The 19,776-nt window shown below is 64.9% G+C and carries 17 protein-coding genes and 2 pseudogenes; 11 read left to right on the top strand and 8 right to left on the bottom strand.

Annotation, left to right across the window (positions count from 1 at the left end; all coding sequences use genetic code 11):
• Window positions 1-14: 14 nt before the first annotated feature.
• From OKW28_RS25650 to OKW28_RS25620, 7 genes are read right to left on the bottom strand one after another with little or no spacing between them, the layout of a single operon-like run.
• Complete coding sequence (locus OKW28_RS25650) at window positions 15-1,511, bottom strand: aldehyde dehydrogenase family protein (protein WP_429449922.1); 1,497 nt, start codon at window positions 1,509-1,511, stop codon at window positions 15-17.
• Window positions 1,512-1,513: 2 nt separating this feature from the next.
• Window positions 1,514-3,124 carry a GMC family oxidoreductase gene (locus tag OKW28_RS25645; protein WP_429449920.1) on the bottom strand — a complete coding sequence of 537 codons (1,611 nt, stop codon included), beginning with the start codon at window positions 3,122-3,124 and terminating at the stop codon, window positions 1,514-1,516.
• Window positions 3,121-3,807 carry an ABC transporter ATP-binding protein gene (locus tag OKW28_RS25640; protein ID WP_429449918.1) on the bottom strand — a complete coding sequence of 229 codons (687 nt, stop codon included), beginning with the start codon at window positions 3,805-3,807 and terminating at the stop codon, window positions 3,121-3,123. Before OKW28_RS25640 ends, OKW28_RS25645 begins: the two co-directional genes overlap by 4 nt.
• Complete coding sequence (locus OKW28_RS25635; RefSeq protein ID WP_429449915.1) at window positions 3,804-4,568, bottom strand: ABC transporter ATP-binding protein; 765 nt, start codon at window positions 4,566-4,568, stop codon at window positions 3,804-3,806. Before OKW28_RS25635 ends, OKW28_RS25640 begins: the two co-directional genes overlap by 4 nt.
• Window positions 4,565-5,509, bottom strand: a complete 945-nt coding sequence (locus tag OKW28_RS25630) for a branched-chain amino acid ABC transporter permease (protein WP_429449913.1) — start codon at window positions 5,507-5,509, stop codon at window positions 4,565-4,567. Before OKW28_RS25630 ends, OKW28_RS25635 begins: the two co-directional genes overlap by 4 nt.
• Window positions 5,506-6,402 carry a branched-chain amino acid ABC transporter permease gene (locus OKW28_RS25625; RefSeq protein ID WP_429449910.1) on the bottom strand — a complete coding sequence of 299 codons (897 nt, stop codon included), beginning with the start codon at window positions 6,400-6,402 and terminating at the stop codon, window positions 5,506-5,508. Before OKW28_RS25625 ends, OKW28_RS25630 begins: the two co-directional genes overlap by 4 nt.
• Before the next feature lie 12 nt (window positions 6,403-6,414).
• Window positions 6,415-7,731 (bottom strand): ABC transporter substrate-binding protein, encoded by a 1,317-nt coding sequence (locus OKW28_RS25620; protein WP_429449908.1) that lies wholly within the window; start codon window positions 7,729-7,731, stop codon window positions 6,415-6,417.
• 147 nt (window positions 7,732-7,878) lie between these two features.
• Here OKW28_RS25620 and OKW28_RS25615 point away from each other — a divergent pair, with 147 nt between their 5' ends.
• The 8 genes and pseudogenes from OKW28_RS25615 to OKW28_RS25580 all read left to right on the top strand — a co-directional run bounded on the left by OKW28_RS25615 (window position 7,879) and on the right by OKW28_RS25580 (window position 18,427).
• Window positions 7,879-8,670, top strand: a complete 792-nt coding sequence (locus OKW28_RS25615) for an IclR family transcriptional regulator (protein WP_429449906.1) — start codon at window positions 7,879-7,881, stop codon at window positions 8,668-8,670.
• Window positions 8,671-8,848: 178 nt separating this feature from the next.
• Window positions 8,849-8,944: pseudogene (locus OKW28_RS25610) on the top strand (LysR family transcriptional regulator); the annotation flags it as partial.
• A gap of 243 nt (window positions 8,945-9,187) precedes the next feature.
• Window positions 9,188-10,108 (top strand): LysR family transcriptional regulator, encoded by a 921-nt coding sequence (locus OKW28_RS25605; protein ID WP_133664551.1) that lies wholly within the window; start codon window positions 9,188-9,190, stop codon window positions 10,106-10,108.
• A gap of 95 nt (window positions 10,109-10,203) precedes the next feature.
• Window positions 10,204-11,613: an FAD-dependent tricarballylate dehydrogenase TcuA gene (tcuA, locus tag OKW28_RS25600; protein WP_429449904.1), complete on the top strand. Its 1,410-nt coding sequence runs from the start codon at window positions 10,204-10,206 to the stop codon at window positions 11,611-11,613.
• Entirely contained in the window at window positions 11,600-12,814 is a 1,215-nt protein-coding gene (gene tcuB / locus OKW28_RS25595; RefSeq protein ID WP_429454454.1) for a tricarballylate utilization 4Fe-4S protein TcuB, read from the top strand. Before tcuA ends, tcuB begins: the two co-directional genes overlap by 14 nt.
• A 65-nt stretch (window positions 12,815-12,879) precedes the next feature.
• Window positions 12,880-14,196, top strand: coding sequence for an MFS transporter (locus OKW28_RS25590; RefSeq protein ID WP_429454452.1), 1,317 nt, complete (start codon window positions 12,880-12,882; stop codon window positions 14,194-14,196).
• A gap of 222 nt (window positions 14,197-14,418) precedes the next feature.
• Window positions 14,419-15,717 (top strand): ATP citrate lyase citrate-binding domain-containing protein, encoded by a 1,299-nt coding sequence (locus OKW28_RS25585; protein ID WP_429449902.1) that lies wholly within the window; start codon window positions 14,419-14,421, stop codon window positions 15,715-15,717.
• A gap of 10 nt (window positions 15,718-15,727) precedes the next feature.
• Window positions 15,728-18,427, top strand: coding sequence for a CoA-binding protein (locus tag OKW28_RS25580; RefSeq protein WP_429449900.1), 2,700 nt, complete (start codon window positions 15,728-15,730; stop codon window positions 18,425-18,427).
• Between the two features lie 84 nt (window positions 18,428-18,511).
• Here the strand turns inward: OKW28_RS25580 and OKW28_RS25575 are convergent.
• Window positions 18,512-18,705, bottom strand: a pseudogene (locus tag OKW28_RS25575) (helix-turn-helix domain-containing protein); the annotation flags it as partial.
• Window positions 18,706-18,903: 198 nt separating this feature from the next.
• Between OKW28_RS25575 and OKW28_RS25570 the strand changes: the two are divergent.
• From OKW28_RS25570 to OKW28_RS25560, 3 genes are all read left to right on the top strand, one after another.
• Window positions 18,904-19,233: an IS110 family transposase gene (locus OKW28_RS25570; protein ID WP_429449899.1), complete on the top strand. Its 330-nt coding sequence runs from the start codon at window positions 18,904-18,906 to the stop codon at window positions 19,231-19,233.
• Window positions 19,146-19,376 (top strand): hypothetical protein, encoded by a 231-nt coding sequence (locus OKW28_RS25565; protein ID WP_429454649.1) that lies wholly within the window; start codon window positions 19,146-19,148, stop codon window positions 19,374-19,376. Before OKW28_RS25570 ends, OKW28_RS25565 begins: the two co-directional genes overlap by 88 nt.
• Window positions 19,377-19,445: 69 nt before the next feature.
• Entirely contained in the window at window positions 19,446-19,709 is a 264-nt protein-coding gene (locus OKW28_RS25560; protein ID WP_429449897.1) for a transposase, read from the top strand.
• The last annotated feature ends 67 nt before the right edge of the window (window positions 19,710-19,776 follow it).

Raw genomic sequence — 19,776 nt, 5'->3', positions numbered from 1 at the left:
GCGGATGGCTGGCTTCACGCATAGCGGACCAGCACCGATTTGATTTCAAGGAAGGACTCGAAGGACTCTTCGCCCAGGTCTCGGCCATGGCCCGAGGCCTTGCGCCCGCCTTCTGGCAGCCCGGGCCAGGGCATGGGTTCGGTGTTGACCGCCACCTTGCCGGACCGGATGCGCGGCACCACCGAATGCATGGTCGAGAGGTCGCGCGTCCACAGGCAGGCCGACAGGCCGTAGGGCGTGTCGTTGGCCATCTGCACCGCCTCGTCGACCTCGTCGAAGGGCGTGACGGTGATCACCGGGCCGAAGAGTTCTTCCTGCACGATGGCCGCCTGCTGGTCGGCCGCCGCCACGACGGTGGGCCGCACATAGAAGCCGCGGGCCTCCACGCGGGGCGCCGCGGTCAGCAGCTCGGCGCCGGCACGCTGCGCGTCATCGAGATGGCGCAGCACATGCTGCTGCTGGCGCGCATTGACCAGCGGCCCCAGCTCGGTGCCCTGCGCAAGGCCGGCGCCCATGCGCATCGCATCTGCATGACGCGCCAGCCGCGACACGGCCTCGCCGTAGAGGCGGCGCTGCACATAGAGGCGCGAACCCGCCACGCAAACCTGGCCCGAGTTGAGGAAGATGCTGCCCGCGATGCCGGGAATGGCGGTGTCGAGATCGGCGTCGGCAAACAGGATCTGCGGCGACTTGCCGCCGAGTTCGAGCGTGGCTTTAGTGACGTTGCGCGCCGCGGCCAGGGCCACCTGCTTGCCCGTCGAGGTCGAACCGGTGAAGGTGATCTTGTCGATGCCCGGATGCGCGGCGAGCGCCGCACCGACAGAAGCCCCCGTGCCTGTGACCACGTTGACCACGCCGGCCGGAAAACCGGCCTCGCGGACCAGTCCTGCGAGATGCAGCACGCTCATCGAGGCTTCCTCCGAAGGCTTGAGCACGACGGTGCAACCGGCGGCCAGCGCCGGCGCGAGCTTCCAGACCGACATCATGAGCGGCACGTTCCAGGGAATGATCGCGCCCACGACGCCCAATGGTTCTTTCTGCGTGTAGCCGAAGAAGGCCGAGCCGGGAATGGGCACGCCGACCTGCACCGTGCGCCCCGTCGCATGCCCAGCGAGCCCCGCCATGTAGCGCAGCACGTCGATGGCGCCGCCCACGTTGAGTTCGCCCGCCATCCACAACGGCATGCCGACGTCGAGCACTTCGAGTTCGGCTAGCACCCGTCGGTCGCGCTCGACCAGGTCGGCCAGCCGTCGCAGCAATGCCTCACGCTGCGCCGCGTGCAACTGCGGCCAGGGACCGTGCTCGAAGGCGCGCCGCGCCGCATCGACCGCGGCGTCGATCGATGTCGCGTTACCCGCGGCCAGGCGGGCGATAAGCTGTCCGCTGCTCGGGTCGATGACGTCGAGGCTGTTTTCGGTGGCGTGCCATTCGCCGTCGATGAAGACGCGAGGTGCCGCGTCGAGCGCTTGCCGTGTTGCGCTGGAAACCAGCGACAGATCGTTCTCGAACATAGTCAGGCTTTCCCGGTAAGGATGAAGTCGGCAGCACGCTCGGCGATCATGATCGTGCCCGCGTTGGTGTTGCCGCGTGGAATCGCCGGCATGATGGACACGTCCGCCACGCGCAGGCCCTGTATGCCGTGCACACGCAGCCGGGTGTCGACCACGGCCTGCGGGTCGATGCCCATCTTGCAGGTGCCGCCCGGGTGGTAGACCGTCTTCGCGTAGTGGCGCACGCGCGCATCAATGGTCGCGTCGGCATCGCCGGCGAACTCCGGCAGCGGCTCGATCTCCCGGCTGACCAGAGCCGCGAGCGACGGTGCGGCCAGGATCTTTCGCGCCAGGCGCACGCCCTCGCGCAGCACGCGCACATCGTCCTCGTCGGCCAGGGCGCCGGCGTCGAGCCATGGCAGCGCGAGCGGGTCGGCACTGCGCAGGCGCAGTTCGCCACGCGACTTGGGCGCCAGCAGGCAGGGGTTTAGCGTCAGGCCATGGACCATGGGCGGATCGCGCTCCACGTCGCCCACCAGCACCGGCAGAACATGGAACTGGACGTCGGCACGCCCATCGCCATCCAGGTCGAAGAAGCCGCCCGACTCCACCACGTTCGAGGTCATCAGGCCCGTCTTGAAGAGCAGCCACTGCGCACCATGCCGCAGCGCCGACAGGCCCTTATCGTGACCGAAGAGGCTGATCGGTTCACGGGTCTGCCCGTAGACCGGCACCTCCAGATGGTCCTGATAGTTGCGCCCGACCCCCGCCAGGTCCTTGACGACCGGGATGCCCAGCGACTGCAGTTGCGCGCCCGGGCCGACACCCGACTGCAGCAGCACCTTGGCGCTGCCCAGGCCGCCCGCGCAGAGCACCACCTCGCGCCGCACGCTGAAGCGGACCTTCGCATGCGAACCCTTGCTCTCGACGCACTCCAGGCCCACCGCACGCCGGCCCTCGAACAGCACGCGCGCGGCTGTGAGGTCGGTGCGCACCTCGAGGTTGGGGCGCGACATCGCGGGCCGCAAGTAGAAGCGCGAGGTGTTGCCGCGCTCGCCTTCGAAGGCGGTGATCTGGTAGAAGCCCGCGCCCAGTTGCGTGGGGCCGTTGAAGTCGTGATTGAAGGGCAAACCGGCTTCCTGCGCAGCACGCACGAAGGCGGCATTCAGCGGATGCCTGTATGGCGTGTCGATCACCTTGAGCGGGCCGGCGGCGCCGTGCAGCGCATCCGACAGGCGTGCATTGCCTTCGGACTTGCGGAACCAGGGCAGCACGTCGTCGTAGCCCCAGTCTTCGCAGCCGCCGTCGCGCCAGTCGTCGTAGTCCTGCCGGTCGCCGCGGATGTAGATCATCCCGTTCATCGATCCGCTGCCGCCCAGCGTGCGCCCCTGCGGCACGTAGGTGTGCCGACCGCCCAGGCCCGCCTGCGGCTCGGACTTGTAGTCCCACATGCGGTGCGTGCCGAAGACCCGGCTGAAGCCCGCGGGCATACGGATGAAGATGCTGTCGTCCTTGGCGCCGGCTTCGATCAGCAGCACGCGCAGGGCCGGATCGGCCGACAGCCGATTGGCCATCACGCAACCGGCCGAGCCGCCACCGACGACGATGTATTCATAGTCTTGCGACGTGTTCACAGGAATATCTCTGAGTTGGAATGGTTGGAAATCTCGTCGGGGCGCACGCGCCCGCGTTCGATGGTCTGGCGCAGGTCGCACAGCCCCTGAAGATTGGCGCCTTCGGAGTCGGTGACGAGAATCGTTGGCCCCTGCTGGCGCAGCGCGCGCAGCACCGCTGCCAGGCGCTCGACCAGCGCGGGGGCCACGCCTTCGAAGGGTTCGTCGAGCAGCAGCAGGCGCTGGCCCTGACAGATGGCGCGCGCCAGTGCGGCGAGCTTCTGCTGGCCGCCCGAAAGCTGGTTGCCGCGCCGGTCGATCAGCGGCGCGAGCTCGGGGATCATGTCGAGCACGCGGCTCACGCGCCGGCCGCGCTCGGCCACATCGATTCGCGCCACCTCGAGCGGCAGCACGATGTTGGCGCGCACGCTGAGCTCGGGGATCAGGCGTCGGTCCTCGGGCATGTAGCCCAGGCCCAGCGCGACGCGCTTCTGCGGCGTCCAGGTCGTCACGTCCTGGCCGTCGATCCGCACCTGCCCCGATCGCGCGGGCAAGGCCCCGACGATGGCGCGCATCAGCGTGGTCTTGCCGGCGCCGTTGTGGCCCACCACGCCTAGCACGGTGCCGGACGCCGCGCGCACATCGACCTGCTCGAGCACGGAGATCGGGCCGAAGGCGACGCAAAGCGCTCGTGTTTCGATCATGCGACACCTGCCTTTGCGCGAAGAACGGCCTTGGAGACCACGGCGTCGCGCATCACGGCTTCGGGCTCGCCGTCGGCGATCATGAAACCGTCACGGAACGCCATGATGCGGGTGACATAGCGCCGAACGATGTCCATGTCGTGCTCCACGAAGAGCACAGTCACACCATCGGCGCGGATCGCGTCGAAGACCACCTCCATCAGAGGCAGCTTTTCCGCCGACGACACGCCGCTGGTGGGCTCGTCGAGCAGCAGAAGCTTGGGCCGTAGCGTCAGCGCCATCGCGATGTCGATGAGCTTGCGCTGTCCCTGCGGCACCAGGCTGACCGGGCGCTCGCCAATGGACTGCAGGCCGAAACGAGCCAGCACCTGGTCTGCGGCGGCGCCGTTCGCGTCGGAGTGCAACGGCTTCAGCAGCCCCTGCTCGCGCTGCGCCGCGAGGGCGAGCGACAGCAGGATGTGTTCGCGCACGCTCATCCCCACGAAGAGCTGCGGCACCTGAAAGGAACGCGCCATGCCGCGGTCGACCATCTGGCGCGGACTGCAGCCCACGACGTCCCGGCCTTCGAGCAGGAGCTCACCGCTGGTGGGCCGCAGGTAGCCGGTCACCATGTTGAGGAAGGTGGTCTTGCCGGCGCCATTGGTGCCGATCAGGCCGACGACCTCGCCGTGCGAGATGCGCACGCTGACCGCGTTCACCGCGATCACCGCACCGAAGCGCACCGTGAGCGCGCGGGTCTCGAGCAAAGGTGCCGCGCTCATGCCGGGACCTTTCGCGTGCCCGGCAGGATGCTGGACAGGCCGCTCGGGAAGCGCACGATCAGCAGCAGCAGCGTGGCGCCGAGCACGAACTTCCAGTACTGCGGCGCGTACTCGAACGCCATCGCATGGATGGCCTCCAGCACGAAGGCTGCGGCCAGCGAACCCCAGACGCCGCCGGCGCCCGCCAGGATCGCGATGAACACGAACTCGCCCGAAGTCATCCAGAAGCCCATGCCCGGATCGACCTGCCCCACGAGGATGGCGACCAGCGCACCCGCGCAGCCGGCGAACACGCCCGACGCCGTGTACTCGATGTGGATCAACCGGCGCGCCGAGTAGCCCAGATACTCCACGCGGACCTCGTTGTGGCGGATCGCCGGCCCGACATGGCCCATCGCAGTCTGCAGATAGCGGGAGATGCCCCAGGCCGTCAACAAAGCCAGCACCGCCGTGAGCAGGTAGACCGAGCGGATCGCGTCGAGGCCCGCGGTCTGCATCGTGAAGAATGAGGCCCGCGCCACCGAGAAGCCGTCGGTCGAGCCCAGGCTCTGTGACTTGAGCAGCACGCCGTAGAGGATCATCGACAGCGCCATCGAGAGCATGGCGAAGAAGATGCCGCGGTATCGGCGCATGAGAAAGCCGACCACGAAGGCGGTGAACCCGGCCACGACGCCGGCGAGCAGCAGCAGCGCCAGCGTGTCGCGCACGCCGAGCCACAACGTGCCCAGGCCGGCGACGTAGCCGCCCATGCAGTAGTAGAGTGCGTTACCGAAGGGCACGAGCCCGGCGCGCAGCAACAGCAGCAGACCGAAGGCCACCAGGCTCCTGGCCAGGGCGACGGCCGCGAGGCTCATCAGCCAGCTCGGCATGAAGATGGCACCTGCGACGAAAAGGACCAGCAGCGCCAGAAGGCCTGCGTCGGAACGTTGGGAACCGCTCATATCTTCCTCAGGGCGGATTGCGGAAAGAGCCCTTCGGGCCGTACGGCCAGCACCAGCGCCATCACCGCATAGACGATGAAGACCTCGGCAAAGGGAAACAGATGGATCGTCGAAGCCCGTGCCAGGCCCACGACCAGCGCGCCGATGGCAGCGCCGGGAATGCTCCCCATGCCGCCGATCACGACGACGGCGAAGGTCACCACGATGACCTCGGCGCCGAGGCCGGGTGCGACCTGGATCATGGGCGTCGTCAACGCGCCACCCAGCGCGGCCAGCACCGCGCCGAGCACGAAGGTGCCCAGGTACAGGCGCTCGACGCCGATGCCCATCGCCGCCGACATCTCCGGGTCGCGGATGATCGCGGTGAGGCAACGGCCGGTGCGCGTGCGCTGCAGCAGCCACCACAGCGACAGGCCGACCACGATCGCGGCTGCCAGCAGCACGAACTCGTAGTTGTTGAACCGCAGGCCGTTGATCTCCGAACTGCCGAGCAGCCCGTAGGGCACGCTCGCCGACCGCGCGGCCGTGCCCCAGATGAACTGGATGACGTCGTCGAGCATGAGCAGCAGCGCGTAGGTAGCCAGCGCCAGAGAGACTTCGTCCCGCCCGCGCAGCCGCCGCAGCACGCCGCGGTCTAGGATCAGCCCCACCACCACCCCCGCAAGCACGGCGGCCCCGAGCTGGATGGCGAAGGCCATGAAGGAAGGCGGCCGGTCCGCGAACCAGTAGCCCATGGCCGTGGCCGCGACGTAGGCGCCGATGGCGTACAGGTTGCCGTGCGCGATGTTGAGGACCTTCATGACGCCGAAGATCAACGTCAGCCCGGCGGCGACCAGGAACAGCCAGGACGCGTAGATCAGGCCGTCGATCAGGATGGTGACAAGGGTGGACATGCGGGGCGTCCCTCACTTCGCCGCGACGATGCCGTCGCACTTGCGCCCAGGCATTCCGCCCTTGAGCCACGCCTCGCTCCTGGCGCCTTCGGGCGGGTTCACGCACTCGGCGGGAAAGCGCATCACGTTGCGCACCGAGACGCTCTTCTTCGCCGCATCGAAGTAGACCTCGCCCACCGCCATGTCCTGGATCGCCTGGTGGCCGTTGCCTAGCGCGAGGCGGATCGTGCCGCTGGGCGTCTCGATGCTGCGGCCCTTGAGCGCCTTGACGAGTTCCGGCGTGCCCGTCGCGCCCGCCTTCGTCGCGGCGTCGTAGGCAGCCTTCAAGGCGAAGAGCGTGTTCGCGTACTGGTAGGCGGTGTAGACCGGCGCATCCTTGTAGGCCGCCCGATAGCTGGACACGAACCAGTCGTTCAGCGGCGATGCGGGCGCGAACAGGCCGTTGGTCCCGCGCGCGGTGAAGATCACGCCGTCGGGAATCTGCGCGCCCATGCGGTACATCGACAGCTCCAGCAGCGGCGCGAAGATCTTCGACTGCTCCTGCAGACCGCGCGGGCGCATCTGCGTGAAGAAGGCCTCGAGGTCGGCGCCGGCCATCGAGGTGTGCAGAATGTCGGGGCGGCTGGTCGCGAGCGCCGAGATCTCGGCCGAGTACTGCCCTGCCCCAGGTGTCGGCCACTGCTCGGCGACCACCTGCACATTGGGCTTCACGGCCCTGAGCGCCGCACTGAAGTCGCGCCACGAATCCTGCCCCAGCGCAGAGTTGGGATTGATGTGGCCGACGGTCCTGGCGGCCGGCAGTTTCGCCTGCGCATACAGGGCCAGCGCCACGCTGTCCATCGCGGTAGTGCCGGCGGTGCGGAAAACGTACTCGTACTTCGCGTCTTCGAAGATCCGCGGGGTGGCGCAGGTGGACATCACCGTCAGTACCTTGAGCTCTTCGGCCACCGGCGCGATGGCCAGGCAGGTGGCGGCGGACCCGAAGCCCATCACCACGTCGGCGCCCTGCTTCTCCACCAGGCCGCGGAACTCGGCGACCTGCTTCGCATTGCCGCCGTTCTCGTCCAGGAAGATCAGCTCGACATCCTTGCCGCCCAGGCCCTTCGAGGTGTTGTAGGGCGCCGGCAGCGTGCCATTGTTGATCGCCTCGGCCATCAGCCGCGCCGCGTTCTGGCCCGGGCCGTTGACCACGGACAGCGGACCGGTCAGCGGCGTGACCACAGCAATGCGCACCTTGCCGTTCTGCGCCTGCGCGGCGCCGAAGGCACCCCACAGGCAGGCAGCGCTCAGCGCCACGGTGGTCCAGCGACGCATGTTTCGAGAATTCATCCTGTCTCCTTCTGGTTGGGCCCGGTTCACTCGGTGCCTGGAGCGCCCTGTGATGGATGTCCAATTAACGGAACATTCCAGAGCACCACGCGACGAATTGTTATCTAATGGCCGGACACAAACCAGCGCTTTGTCCACTAATCGAACATGAAAACAAGCTCCGATGCAGGCTCACTCAAGCGGGGAGTCGTGCTGCTGAAACTGCTGGCGACGGCGGGCAACCGCGGACTCGCACTGTCGGAACTGGCGGCGAAATCGCAGCTGCCGCATCCCTCGGTGCATCGCCTGCTGGGCCAGCTCGCGGCCGAGCGGCTGGTGATCCACAACAGCGAGACGCGGCGCTACAAGCTGGGGCCGCTGGCCTTCGAGCTGGGCGTGGCCGGCTCGACGATGCATGACATCCGTGACCTGTGCGAACCGGCAATGAACCTGCTGGCCCAGGAGACCGGCGACACGATCTACCTGGTCGTGCGCAGCGGCTTCGATGCGGTGTGCATGCACCGGCGCGAGGGCGAATTTCCGATCCGCGCCCTGGTGCTGGAGGTCGGCAGCCGACGCCCGCTCGGCGTGGGCGCGGGCGGACTCGCCATCCTCTCGGCCATCGGCGACGAGGAGCGCGCCGAGATCATCGCCAGGGTGGCGCCCGGTCTGTCCGCTTTCGGCAAGCTGTCCGCAGAAGATCTGGCCGAAGCCTGCGCGCGATCACGCGAGATCGGCGCGGCCGTGATTCAGAACCGCGTCAGTCTCGGCGTGCGGGCTGTCGGTGTCGCCTTTCGCGACTCGATAGGTCAGGCAGTCGGCGCATTGAGCGTTGCGGCCCTGACCCAGCGACTGAATCAGCGTCGCACCAATCAGGTCGCGGAGATGCTCCTCAGTGCGACAAGGTCCGTCGAAATCTCGATGCGCAAGCGCGCAACCAGTCTGCCTCATCCTCGATGAGAGCGCGGCGCGCCGCACGAGGGGAACAAGGCATAGAAGCAATCAGTGATCAGGGGCGGAAAACGGGAGGAATGGACCATGATCCTTGCCGTCTCCGTCCCGCCTCATCACTTCGCCCGACTTGCTTCCTTGGAGTGCTGCCTTTCCGCTTCTGCTGTCAGCCGAGGAATTTACGATGATCGAGTTACGACACCTTCGCTACTTCGTCGCCGTTGCCGAAGAACTCAACTTCCGCCGCGCTGCGGAACGAGTGCACATCGACCAGACTCCCCTCTGGGGGTCGTCTTGATGGCGCGCTCCATAGCCGCCTGACAACCCGCCTGCGGATCGAGCGATCTCGGTCCGAACCGTTCTACCTATTGAAGAGGACAGGCAGAAGCGCGACGCCAGGACCGATTCAGATCCCGAGCTTATCGGCTTCCCGACGAATCAAAGAGTCACGTTGCGGGCGCGTTTCGTTTGCCCTTTTCCGTTGCTCTGCGAGAATGCAGCCCATGCAAAGGCTCCGGAGAAACGCATGGAATTGCGACAGTTACGATATTTCGTCAGCGTCGTGGAGCACGGAAGCATGGGCCGCGCGGCGCTCGAACTCGGCGTGGTCACGTCCGCGCTGAGCCAGCAGATCAGCCGGCTGGAGAGCGAGCTATCGACCCGACTGCTGCAGCGCACGTCTAGCGGCGTTGTGCCAACCGACGCTGGGCTCGCGTTCTGGCGGCAAGCGCAGCTTGCATTGCGTCATGTTGACGATGCAGCGCTTGCCGCCCGGCAGGCCCGTCTTTCGGGCCATGTGAGCGTGGGCCTGGCACCGAGCACCACGGGCGTACTGGGATTGGCCTTCATGCAGGCGATGCGCGAACGCTACCCCGACGTCCGGCTGCGCATGGTCGAGAGTTTGTCGGGGTATCTTGCTTCCATGCTTGGCGCGCGGCAGATCGATCTCGCGATCCTGTTCCACGAGGAGCCGGCCCAACGTTGGAGCGTCATACCGTTGCTTGACGAACGGCTGTTCGTCATCGGCACCAGCACGCTTCACGGCATGCCTGCCGGCTCACAAGTACACATCGCGAAGCTGGGCGAGCTGCCGCTCATTCTGCCGAGCGGATCACACGGCCTGCGCGCGCTGTTGGCCGCCTCATTCAAACGCGCAAGGTACGAGCCGCGTATCGTCGCCGAAGTCGATGGCCTTGCCATGCTGATGGACGCGGTGCGCGGCGGGCTTGGGGCAACGATCCAGCCAGGCGCGGCGCTGGCGCGCCCGGAAAACGCGGCTTTAGCGAGCGTCCAGATCGCGGATGCCGACGCGAGAAGACCGAACCTGATCGTCAGCGTCTCCGATGACGAATTGTCGCCCGCCGGGCTCGCTGCGCGGGTCGTGCTTGCCGATGTCGCCCGGGCGGTCGTAGCCGAAGGCCGCTGGCCAGGCGCGACTCTGCGCTAGAGGACCCTTCACGAAAACTGAAGCCCCCTTGCCGCTTTGCTGATGGCGGCGGATGTCGTCGCCTCCTACAGTTCGTCTCAAAGGAGACAACTGAGATGATCGACGTTCTCATCATAGGCGGCGGCAATGCGGCGCTATGCGCCGCCCTCATGGCCCGCGAAGCCGGCGCCTCCGTGCTGCTTCTCGAATCGGCACCCAGGGAATGGCGTGGCGGAAACTCCCAGCACACACGAAATCTGCGCTGCATGCACGATGCGCCCCAGGATGTGCTGGTCGACGCCTATCCCGAAGAAGAATTCTGGCAGGACCTGCTCAAGGTCACTGGCGGCCTGACGAACGAGCATCTGGCGCGTCTCGTGATCCGTGCGTCGTCCAGTTGCAGGCCGTGGATGCAGAAGCACGGCGTGCGGTTCCAGCCACCCCTGTCAGGCGCGCTGCATGTGGCCCGGACCAACGCGTTTTTCATGGGCGGCGGCAAGGCGCTGGTTAATGCGTATTATCGCAGCGCTGAAGCGTATGGCGTCCGGATTCGCTACGACACCCCGATAGACGCCATCGAGCTCGATGGCGACCGGTTCGTCGCTGCGAGAAGCGGCAAACAACGTTTTGAAGCACGCGCATGCGTGCTGGCGGCCGGCGGCTTCGAATCCAATCGCGAATGGTTGCGAGAGGCGTGGGGCCAGAATGAACGCGGCGAGTGGCCCGCCGACAACTTCCTGATTCGCGGGACCCGCTTCAACAAGGGCGTATTGCTGAAATTCATGATCGATGCGGGCGCGGATGCAATCGGCGACCCCTCGCAATCGCATTGTGTGGCAATCGACGCACGCGCGCCTTTGTATGACGGTGGAATCTGCACCAGGATCGATTGTGTATCGCTCGGCGTAGTCCTCAACCGCGACGCGAAGCGCTTCTATGACGAGGGCGAAGACTTCTGGCCAAAGCGGTACGCGATCTGGGGCCGCCTTGTGGCGCAGCAGCCCGACCAGATCGGCTACTCGATTATCGATGCCAAGGCCGTCGGCCGATTCATGCCACCAGTCTTCCCGGGTGAAAGATCCGACACACTTCCGGAACTCGCCCGAAAACTGAAGCTGCCCGAGTCAACCTTCGTCAAGACGATCGACGCGTACAACGCCGCGTGCAGGATCGGAACGTTTGACCATACTGCGCTCGATGACTGTCACACCGAAAACCTGCTGCCACCCAAAACTCACTGGGCGCGTCCGATCGATACGCCACCCTTCTATGGCTATGCATTGCGACCCGGCATCACGTTCACGTACCTCGGGCTCAAGGTCAACGACAAGGCCCAGGTGCATTTCGGCGGACGCCCAAGCGACAACCTTTTCGTAGCAGGCGAAATGATGGCCGGCAATGTGCTCGGCAAGGGTTATACGGCGGGCGTCGGCATGTCAATCGGCACCGCCTTTGGACGCATTGCGGGCGCTGAAGCGGCAGAGGCCGCTACCCAACACAATGGAGTTCACCGTGCACAAGCTTGAAGCACTGGCTCGCGAGGCTCAGGAACTCGCGTCGGCTCCCTCCGGTATCCATCGCTCCATGAGCGAGCTGCCGTCTCCGGTCATTCGCGTTCGTCCGTTGACCGACAACGAAGCTGAAGTCGCAAGACAGATGCAGATATGCAATGCCTGCCGCTATTGCGAAGGATTCTGTGCAGTCTTTCCGGCCATGACGCGCCGACTCGAGTTCGGCAAGGCCGACGTCAACTATCTCGCCAACCTTTGCCACAACTGCGGAGCGTGCTACCACGCGTGCCAGTACGCCCCGCCGCATGAGTTCGCGGTCAACGTACCGAAGGCGATGGCTCAGGTTCGGATAGAGACCTACGCCGAATACGCATGGCCGTCCTTTATGGGCGCGCTTTACAAGCGTAACGGCCTGACCGTCTCGCTCGCGCTTGCAGCCGGTCTCGCGTTTTTCCTCGTTCTCGGCGTCTGGCTGAAAGGGTCACTCACCGGCGAGCGCATGGGCGGAAACTTCTATGCTGTGTTCCCGCACAACCTGCTGGCTGCGCTTTTTGGAGCGGTATTCGGCTTTGCGAGCCTTGCACTCGGAGCCGGCGTGACGCGATTCTGGCGTGATGTGTCCGCCGGGACGGCGGCCTCGGTTCCCGCCGTCGCCGAGGCGACGAAGCATGTGCTTGGACTCACTTACCTCGACGGCGGGCACGGAGACGGCTGCAATGAATCGAGCGACGCGTTCACACTCGCACGTCGCCGCTTTCACCATTTCACGTTCTACGGCTTCATGCTGTGCTTCGCGGCCACCGTCGTCGCGACCTTCTATCACTACGCGCTGGGACTGCACGCTCCCTACGCGTTGTTCTCCCTACCTGTGCTTCTCGGCACTACGGGCGGGATTGGCCTGCTTATTGGGCCGGCGGGGCTGCTGTGGCTCAACCTGCGCCGCCACCCGAATCACGGCGATCCGAAGCAGAAACCGATGGATAGAGGCTTCATTGCGCTGCTCCTGCTCACCAGTGCAACCGGGCTCGCGCTTCTGGCCTGGCGCGACACCGCTCAAATGGCATGGTTGCTCGCGGCACACCTGGGCGTAGTCATGGCGCTCTTCGCCACGCTGCCGTACGGCAAGTTTGCCCACGGAGTCTATCGGTCGGCTGCGCTCCTGAAGTCGTCGATCGAAAAGCGACAAGTCAATACCCTGCAAACCGGGTCCGACTGACCGCAAACCGGTCGAACGCTGTCGACCGGCCGTTAGCAATAAAAATACATCCATGGAGACAAATCATGAACGCCTCATCGTTAGCGGCGAAAGATCCGGTTGGCGCTCGCACGTCAAAGTTCAGCGCAGTCCTGCGCGTCACCAGCGGCAACTTTCTGGAACAGTTCGACTTTTTTCTATTCGGCTTTTATGCCGCCCAGATTGCCAGGGTGTTCTTCCCGTCCAGTAGCGAGTTCGCATCGCTGATGTTGACGTTTTCCGTCTTTGGGGCGGGGTTCCTGATGCGACCGCTCGGCGCCATCGTGCTTGGGGCGTACATCGACGAAGTCGGCCGCCGTAAGGGGCTCATCGTGACGTTGTCGATCATGGCGAGCGGCACGATCCTGATTGCATGCGTGCCGGGGTATACGACGATCGGCATGCTCGCGCCTGCACTGGTGCTGGCGGGACGACTTCTGCAGGGCTTTTCGGCCGGCGCCGAGCTCGGCGGCGTCTCGGTGTACCTTGCGGAAATGGCGTCGCCAGGCCGCAAAGGCTTTTATACGAGCTGGCAATCGGCGAGCCAGCAGGTCGCCATCGTGGTCGCAGCGGCGCTCGGCTATTTCCTTAACAGCTGGATGACGGCGAATCAGATTGGCGCGTGGGGCTGGCGTATTCCGTTCTTCATTGGCTGTGCGATCGTGCCGTTCATTTTCTTCCTGCGGCGCTCATTGCAGGAGACGGAGGAGTTCAAGAAGCAGCGCCATCATCCGCGCGTCGGCGAGGTGTTTCGAACGATGCTGGCAAACTGGCGCACCGTCTTTGCAGGCATGCTGCTCGTCGCGATGACCACCACCACGTTCTACCTGATCACCGTGTACACCCCGACTTTCGGCAAGACGGTGCTGAAGCTCACGACTGCGGACAGCCTGCTGGTCACTATCTGTGTGGGCATATCCAACTTTATCTGGCTACCGATCGGCGGTGCGTTGTCGGATCGTATTGGGCGCCGGCCGATCCTGATCGCGATCACACTGCTTGCCATCTGCTCGTCATACCCGGCTCTTTCCTGGTTGGCGGCTGCGCCAAGCTTTGGCCGCATGCTCGCGGTGCTGCTGTGGTTGTCGTTCTTTTTCGGGATGTATAACGGCGCGATGGTCGCGGCTCTGACTGAAGTCATGCCGGTCAACGTGCGCGTCGCTGGTTTCTCGCTCGCTTTCAGCCTTGCAACGGCCGTCTTTGGCGGATTTACTCCCGCCGTGTCGACCTATCTTATTCAAGTGACCGGCGACAAGGCGGCGCCCGGTTATTGGTTGAGTTTCGCGGCCGTATGTGGCCTCGTTGCGACGCTTGTGCTCTATCGACGAGGCGGTGCAGCGGAGCGATCGGCGACCGTCGCCTGACGACTCGGGCAAGGCACGCATCTCGTCGCGTGGCCCGCAGAGCGGCCGGACCAAAATGCCTATGCGCCCCGCTCCGAATGATTCGGTTCCAACAGCCTTTGCTCGCGGATCGCCGCGTCCCGGCGAACCGGCATCTCGCGACTGAGTTCACCGCTGTCGGCCCGCAATGTGCTGTTTTGTAAGCAGGCGAAGTGCATTGCTTAAACTTCAGGAGACATTTCCATGCAAATTACCGGTATGTTGCACGGCGCGCGCCTGTTGCAATTCGTCGGATTCCCGGCGAGTGAGATCCTCGGCCCGAGCGCCAGCGAGGAGGAGATCAAGACTTTGATCGATCGTCATCGCCAGATATTCATCAAACCCGTCTTCAAAGGCGGAGTCGGAAAGAAGGGGAAGGCGGGTTTACTCGGCCGCGCGACCGATCTCAAGACGGCGTTGATCGAAAAAGAGCGGTTGTATTTTGCCGAGCATACCGTCGGCCACATCAAGGCGAAGGCGAATGGCGTCACCTTCGAAGCCGGTGTGCCGGCCACGCACGAAGTCTACTTCTCGATCACGGATTCCACCCGCTTTCGTGCGCCGACAATGACGCTTTCGCACGTGGGCGGCATGGACATCGAGGAAGTCGACCCGAAGCAGGTGGCGATGGTGCCGTTCGATGCGCTGACCGGGTTGAAGGCGTTCGTCGTAGCGAATGCACTGAGCGAGATCGGCGCGCCGAAGGAGATCATTTCGCCGCTCGTGCAGCAGTTGCCGAAACTCTGGGAACTCTTTCACGACTTCGGCATGACGACGCTTGAGTTGAACCCGATCCGCATGCGCGAGGACAGGCACGGTCGCCTTACGCCGGTTGCGTGCGACTTCAAGTGCGGCTTCGATCGCGACGATCCGCGCTGGGCGCGCCTTGGCCTGCCGCCTCATCTGTTCGCCGCCGATTACTCGGATTTCGAGCAGGAGATCAACCAGCTTCGCACCCATCAGGGCCAGAGCGACGTGTATGTGATCAACGAGAAGGGGACGATCCTCGCCCCGACCTTCGGCGGCGGCGCCAACTCGCTCGTCACCGAAATGCTGGGCGACGCCGCGATCATCTCGTCGGATTTCGGCGGCAATCCGCCTTACGCGAAGATGAAGGAAGTGGCGCGCATCTGTTTCAGGCACTGGCTCGAACAGGCGAACGTGCTCTTCATCATTGGCGGCAAGTCCAACAACACGGACATCTACGAGACGCTGCGCGCCATGGCCGACGCCCTGCGCGAGCACTTCAGCGAGCACGGACCGACGCCGCTCTATGTCGTGCTGGGCCGCGGAGGTCCGAACCTCGTGCGGGGCATGTCGGCGCTGAGGGACACATGCGACTCGCTGGGCCTGCCTTATCGGCTGTTCGGCTTCGACTCTGACATCAGCGAAGTGATTCAGTACGCACGCCAGGCGGACGCCTGGATGCGCGCCGGCGGCCGCACCGAGATCGCAGCAAGGATTGGCGCGTCACCGAGGCAAACCGAAACGGCTCGTGCCTGAGGAGATCGACATGTACAAGCAAGGCAGCAATACGTTCAAGTATTTCGTTGGCGTCAACTCACTCGCACAGATCGCCACGCGCGAGGATCGCGTGTGCGTGCTCAACATCCTGGGCGGTGAATCGTCGGACGTGACGCCCGTGAGTCACGCATTCTCGGGCGGTAACGTCGTATTCGGCACGGCGCCGGGCAAGGGCGGGCAAGTGCTCGCGACGCCGGCCGGCGATATCCCCGTGTACAACAACGTCCGTGAGGGGCTGCAGGCGGGACACCGGTTCAACTGCGGCGTCGTTTACCTGCCGCCGTCCGCGGCCCGCGACGGCGTCGCTGAACTGATCCGCGTGAATCCCGAGTTGCGGAAGATTTTCATCATCACCGAGAAGATCGCGGTCCACGACGCCCGCGAAATCCGCGCGATGGGCCAGCAGGCGGGCATCGACATCTTCGGCGCGAACGGCCTCGGCGTCGCCGATTCGTGGAATCGCGTGAGGATCGGCGGAGCGCTCGGCGGCGACAATCCTGACGATTCGTTGCGCAAGGGCTCGATCGCGATCTTCTCCAACTCCGGTGGCTTCAGCACGACGATTGCGCAATACCTGCGCATGGGTGGCTGGGGCACGTCGACGGTCATCTCCAGCGGCAAGGACGTCTATATCCACTATGCCGCGCCTGAATTCGCGTTCGCGCTCGCCAACGATGCGCGCAGCAAGGCTGCGGTGCTTTACTGCGAACCGGGTGGCTACTACGAGGCCGATGCGGTCTTCACGAAGCCAGTCGTCGCGTGCGTCGTGGGACGGTGGAAGAGCCGCCTCACGCGGGCAGTCGGCCACGCCGGCGCGATGGCCGGCGGCAACGACGATGCGCAAGCCAAGGAACGCTGGTTCATGCAGAAGTTCGGCGTCGAGCGCCTCTTCACGCCGGATGATCCATGCTGCTCGACGAAGGGTGCCGTGGTGACGAACATCGCGCACATCCCGGCCGCGCTGAGCGCCGTGATGCGCGCCAACGCGACGATGCCCGATTTCGAGTCGGAGGGCAGTCTCGCACTCAAACCGTGGTTTGGCTCCGATCAGGGCATCGCGCTGCCGGACGGCCTCGGGATTCCGGTCGTGGAAGCTGTTGCGCCATATAACGAGCAGGTCCATCAGGTCAATCGACAGATCGGCGTGATCGCTCCGCGCCAGGCGCTCAAGGACGCATCGGGCGCGTCGCAGATGGACGCGAAGACGCAGGTGAGCAGCCTGCACGGCGCGTCGATGCTGGAGGCCGCGACGCGTTCGCTCGAAGCGAACGTCGGCCTTGCCCTGCTGCACGAATTCGGCGGCGAGAATGACGAACAACTCATCGATGTAGCGGTCGCCGCATTCGTGAATCTGCACGGCAGGCCGGAACTCGCGGCGGCGCAGGCAGCACGCGAAGCGGACAACGCTCCGAATGCAATTCTCGCGGCTGCGGCGTCGATCGTCGGGCCGAAACGTCAGCGCGCGGCGCGGGACGTCACCAGGTGGCTGATCGATCGTTTTGCGGCCGCTGGTCTTGCCGACGCGCTGAATGAAACCTTCGACCTCGCACGCATCGACGCAAGCGGCTGTGAACAGTTCTTCGCCGACTCTCACGATCCGCTCGCCGAAGCAATGCTCGCGGGACTCGCCGCGCGCGGCGCGAAATCGGCGTTCGTCCGCTGGCTGATGTCGCAGCCCGCTCACCCGACCGGCGACGCGGTGCTGGCCGCGATCACGACGACGCTGGCGTGGGGCCCGCTCATGCGCAAGCGTATCTCGCGCGTGACCGCCGAAAGCCTGCCCTGGTGGAGCATGCTATTTGGGACGCTCATCGGTGCATCGGCCGATGCGTCGCGGCATGGCCCGGACGGTTTCTGCGGCTTCTCCACCGACGAATTGCTGAACGAGCGCAGTCTCACCGAAATCGGCTTCGCCGCGCTGCTCAACCGGAAGCCCGGCCCCGACGACCTGTTCGCCTTCAAAACGCTCGTCGGCCTGCTGCTCACCAACGGTCCGGGCGCGATCTCGGCGCAGGGGGCGAAGGGCGCGGTATCCGCCGACGGTCCGGAAGGCCCCGAGCGCGTGCAGCTCAACAAGGCGCTGGTCGGCTTTCTCTCGCATACCGGCTACACGCACGGCGGGAACGGGTACGAGGGCATCGCGTTCCTGATTGATGCTTTCAGGGAAACCGCGCTGGACGATCCGTCGAAGGCCGGCCACGGCGTGGACCTGCGCTCGCTCGCCGAGCGCTCCGTCGAGCGATACGCGCAGTACAAGGCGCGGCAGAAGCATGCGGGCAGCCTCGACATCGCGAAGCTTCCGGGCGTGAATCATCCGGTGTTCAAGGACAGACCGGTCAACCACGACCCGCGCGAAGTGTTCATCGCCGACTTGAGCGAGAAGCGCGGTGAATACAACGTGTTCCATGCGTACTACCGCGAGCTGGTGAAGGCGTTGTTCGACGCAGGCGTCTCGCGCAACGTCTATTGCGTCAATGTCGATGCGGTGATCGCCGCATTGCTGCTGAAGATGCTGTGGCAGCCGCTGCGACGCGGTGAATTCAGCGGGTCCGATCTGGAGACTGCCGCGTTCACGATCTTCCTTTATCCGCGCATGCTCGGCTGCGCGGCGGAAATCGACGATCACCTCAACCGCGGTCGCAACATGGACACGCGCACGCCCGCGTCCCAGTGCCGCTTCGTGGCCTGAGCGCGAGTCTTACCGGCGCGGGGCAAGGCAATCACGTGGCTGTGCTTTAGGGCAGTTGAGGGCTTTCGCCCGCGTCCATTGATAACCAGCGGACATCGATCGTTCCGAAGACGACGTTCGCTCGAAATGCCGCACGCGGATTGCCTGCTCGAGCTTGTCGATGGGGCGGCTCAGAGCCGACCACAAGATGTTGACCGCCTCGGTGGCCTTCCGGAAGCCACCCAACTATACGACGGCTCGAAACGCCTGCAAATCATCCGGTCGAAGTTGACGCCCACAGGCCATCCTCTGCGTAGTACAGCGGCTATTGTGCACGGTGGTGACCGAAGTGCCCATCGGGACCGACGTTGGAGAGCGCCGACAATTGCTGCTGAACCGAATTGCGAACGTCCGTATTCGGCGGGCCAAGCGGGCGTTCTCGACGTCACGGGCGCGGTGGTCGAGCGACGCGTGCTGCGACGCGATGCCTTCGTGCGATGGGCCGAACAGTTATCGCCGTGCCGCGTTGCGATGGAAGCCTGTGGGTCGTCCCATCACTGGAGCCGCTGGTTTGCTGCGCGTGGTCACACCGCCCGGCTATTCCAGCCGAGTTCGTCAAGCCGTTTAGGCTGGGTGGCAAGAACGATGCAGCGGATGCCGAAGCGATTGCCGTCGCGGCCCGACAGCCGACCATGCGCTTCGTGGCCATCAAGTCCGTCGAGCAGCAGGCGATCCTGGCGTGGCACAGCATACGTTCAGGCTGGCAAGAGCAGCGCACGGCACTGCTGAATCGCACGCGCGGGTTGCTGGCCGAATTCGGGTGGTGATCGCGCGCTCTGCCGACCGGTTTCTCGGCGCATTGCCCACACTTATCGAAGACGCCAGACTGCCTGACCCGGTGCGCGCCATGTTGCTGGAGGTGCGTGAACAACTGTCGGCGGTGAACCTGCGGCTTGCCAGCTGTGACTAGCAGATTGCTAATCACGCCAGAAGCAGTGACGTCGCAAGACGCGCCGGCGAACTGCTCGGCATCGGCCCTGTGACCTCCAGTGCTCTGGCCGCCACGGTTCCCGATGCGAAGATCTTCCGCAATGGCCGCCAGTTTGGTGCCTGGCTTGGTCTGACGCCACGCCAGCACAGCTCCGGCGGCAGGACGCGCCTTGGACATATCAGCCTGACGATCCGGCGATCTTTGAAGAGCGCTTTCGCACCATTGAGCGCATGTTCGCCTGGGAGGAAAAATTCCGCCGTCTGCTGCTGTGCTTCGAACGCATCAGTCGGGCCAGGGCATGCAGTTCATTGATGGCGCGGCGCGCCACGAACAGGCACGTCATTTCAATTTGTATTTCTGACGATCTTATTCTGTTGAT

It is taken from the genome of Paraburkholderia sp. 40 (genome assembly GCF_050434105.1).
In the GTDB taxonomy this organism is placed as follows: domain Bacteria; phylum Pseudomonadota; class Gammaproteobacteria; order Burkholderiales; family Burkholderiaceae; genus Paraburkholderia; species Paraburkholderia tuberum.
The sequence above is the reverse complement of the archived record's forward strand: the minus strand, read 5'-3'. Positions and strand labels throughout refer to the sequence as shown.